This window comes from Saccharomonospora halophila 8 (genome assembly GCF_000383775.1).
GTDB lineage: Bacteria > Actinomycetota > Actinomycetes > Mycobacteriales > Pseudonocardiaceae > Saccharomonospora > Saccharomonospora halophila.
This window is the reverse complement of sequence record NZ_KB912584.1, coordinates 2,353-4,971: the sequence shown is the minus strand read 5'-3', so window position 1 is coordinate 4,971 and position 2,619 is coordinate 2,353. Positions and strand designations below refer to the sequence as shown.

5 protein-coding genes are annotated in these 2,619 nt (G+C 71.9%); 1 reads left to right on the top strand and 4 read right to left on the bottom strand.

Annotation, left to right across the window (positions count from 1 at the left end; all coding sequences use genetic code 11):
- Together SACHA_RS25770 and SACHA_RS0118000 are read right to left on the bottom strand one after the other, a co-directional pair.
- The coding region (locus tag SACHA_RS25770; RefSeq protein WP_039739694.1) for a magnesium chelatase domain-containing protein at positions 1–196 on the bottom strand (196 nt) is incomplete at its 3' end.
- On the bottom strand, positions 196–582 hold the full coding sequence (locus SACHA_RS0118000) for a YraN family protein (protein ID WP_019812038.1): 387 nt from the start codon (positions 580–582) through the stop codon (positions 196–198). The genes SACHA_RS0118000 and SACHA_RS25770, both read right to left, overlap by 1 nt.
- 264 nt (positions 583–846) lie before the next feature.
- Here SACHA_RS0118000 and SACHA_RS0117995 point away from each other — a divergent pair, with 264 nt between their 5' ends.
- Positions 847–1,401, top strand: a complete 555-nt coding sequence (locus SACHA_RS0117995; protein WP_028663321.1) for a Uma2 family endonuclease — start codon at positions 847–849, stop codon at positions 1,399–1,401.
- 12 nt (positions 1,402–1,413) lie between these two features.
- On the opposite strand, the gene SACHA_RS0117990 is transcribed toward SACHA_RS0117995, so the two are convergent.
- The gene (locus SACHA_RS0117990) at positions 1,414–1,740 is read right to left on the bottom strand and encodes a DUF2469 domain-containing protein (RefSeq protein WP_019812034.1); all 327 of its coding nucleotides are present in this window, start codon (positions 1,738–1,740) and stop codon (positions 1,414–1,416) included.
- Positions 1,737–2,619, bottom strand: an 883-nt coding sequence (locus SACHA_RS22925) for a ribonuclease HII (RefSeq protein ID WP_157601750.1), incomplete at its 5' end; no start/stop codon positions are given. The genes SACHA_RS0117990 and SACHA_RS22925, both read right to left, overlap by 4 nt.

The following is a 2,619-nucleotide window of genomic DNA, read 5'->3' as shown; positions in this document are numbered from 1 at the left end:
TCACGGCGGTGTCCGGCCACGCCCGCCCGCTGTTCCGGACCGCCGCGCGCACCCGGTCCTTGGCCTCGCGCAGTCCCGCGTCCGGCAGGCCGACGAGCTTCGTGCCCGGCATGCCCGCGCCGATATCCGCCTCGATCTCGATCACACGGCCCTCGATGCCGACGACCGCCACGGACCGGGCCCGCGCCAGGGGCATCAGAAGGCCCCGGCGATGTGCCGCACGACCGGCTCCTCGCCGGGCAGGTGGTCGATCGCGACCACGTCGAAGCGGATCGGGCACCACGCCACCCGGCGCGCGGCCAGCCACCGGCTGGTGAGTCCCCGGATACGGCGGCGCTTGTCCTCGGTGACCGCCTCCGCGGGACTGCCGAAGTTCCGGCCGGAACGGGTCTTCACCTCGCAGACCACCAGCGTCGTCCCGTCGGTGGCGAGGATGTCCAGCTCGCCCTCCCGGCAGCGCCAGTTGCGTTCCAGGACGGTGAGTCCCCGCCTGCGCAGATGCTCGGCCGCGAGGTCCTCGCCCGCACGTCCCAGTGCCTGTCTGTCGCCGTGTGTGCGGGCACGCCGCACCTCGATGTCCACTCACGTCACCCCCAGGGTGCTCGTCGGGTCGCGTCGGTCACCGCTGACACTCCCAGGGAGGACACCCCCCGACCAGGACGAACGGACCGGGCCTGTGGACAACCGGGACGTGTGGACAACCGAGTCACGAACGGACCGTGCGGTGCCGGCACGGACGACAACGGCGAGGACCGCGCCGCCGCACGGCGACACACGGTGACCGACACACCACCGGGACCGGGAGTGGTCGACTACTCTGGGCCCTCCCACGACGAAAGGCACGCGATGACCGGCGCTCACCGACCCCGGCCGTTGTCGCTGACGGACTGGGACGCGTTACCCGAGGACGAGAGCGCGCATGTCGAACTCCGGGAAGGCCGGCTGATCGAGAGTCCGCGACCGGACCGGCGACACAGCCGTGCGGTGTCCCGACTCGTCCGTGTGCTGGACGATCAACTACCCGCCGGGGTCGAAGGTCTGCGGGAGTTCGAGGTACTGATCCGCGACCGCCCTCTTCCGACGGTCCGGGTACCTGATGTGGTGGTCACGAGAGCTGACGGCCCGACCCGGCGGCTACGCGCCGCGGACGTGCTCGTCGCGATCGAGGTGGTCTCCCCGGGCTCGAAGCGCACCGACACGGTCACCGAGACGTCGGAGTACGCCGAGTCGGGCATCCCGCACTACTGGGTCGTGGACCTCGACGACCCGGTCAGCCTGGTGGCCCACCACTTCGCCGGGGAGTTCGGGTACCTGGCGGCCCCCGCGGTCACCCGGGTCTTCAGCACCACCGACCCGGTGCCGCTGCACGTCGATCCGGACGCGCTCCCGCGGGCGCGGTAGGACCGGGGACCCTCAGCCGCCGCCGAACGGTCCCTCGTCCGGCAGACTCAGCTCCGGCTTGTCCAGCTCCTCCACGTTGACGTCCTTGAACGTGATCACACGGACGTTCTTGACGAAGCGGGCCGGCCGGTACATGTCCCACACCCAGGCATCGGACATCCGCACCTCGAAGTACACCTCGCCACTCCCGTCACGGACCTGCACGTCCACGGCGTTGGCCAGGTAGAACCGCCGCTCCGTCTCCACCACGTAGGAGAACTGCCCGACGATGTCGCGGTACTCGCGGTACAGCGACAGCTCCATCTCGGTCTCGTACTTCTCGAGATCCTCCGCACTCATGAAACCCGGGCCCCTCCTCGCACTCCTGTCAACCGGTCGCCGGCGGAAGCTCCATTCTCGCGCACGGCCGCCGTCCCGGCACCCGCCGCGCCGTGGTTCCCGTAGTCGTCCGTGCCCGCACCATACTGCGCCGCTGCGCGTACGGTCGCGCGCCCGGTGTCCGGCCCGTCGCCGCCCGGGACACCGTCCCCGACCGGACCGACCGAATCCCCCGCGTTCACCATGTCCCCCGCCTTCGTCATGTCCCCCAGGTCCTCTCCCCGCTCCGGCAGGGCGGCGACCCCGTTCTGGAGGGCGGCGACGCTGAGGCGCACGCGGTGCGGTGCCCGCAGCCCGTGTGCGGCGGCCGCCGCGGCGACGTTCGTGTACGACCACCGGTGCTCCGGGCAGGGACCGTGCTCGGACAGCGCCGCGCCGTGGTCGGCCGTCGTGTAACCCTTGTGGCCGGCGAAGCCGTACACGGGATACGCGCCGTGCAGACCCGCCATGATCCGGTCCCGGGTCACCTTGGCCAGTACCGAGGCGGCCGCGACGCAGGCCACCGCGCGGTCGCCCTTCACAACGGACAGGCTGGGCGCGGGAAGGCCGGACACCCGGAAACCGTCGGTGAGCACGTATCCGGGCCGCTGCGCCAGGCCGGCCACCGCGCGCCGCATGCCCTCGAGATTGGTGACGTGGATGCCGTAGGCGTCGACTTCCGCGGCGGGGACCACCACCACGCAGTGGTCGAGGGCCCGGCGCAGGATCTGCTCGTACACGCGGTCGCGGGCGGCGGCGGTGAGCAGCTTGGAGTCGGTCAGCTCCGCCAGCCGCGCGGAGTCGGTGCGCCGCAACACACAGGCGGCCACCACCAGGGGCCCGGCGCAGGCGCCGCGTCCG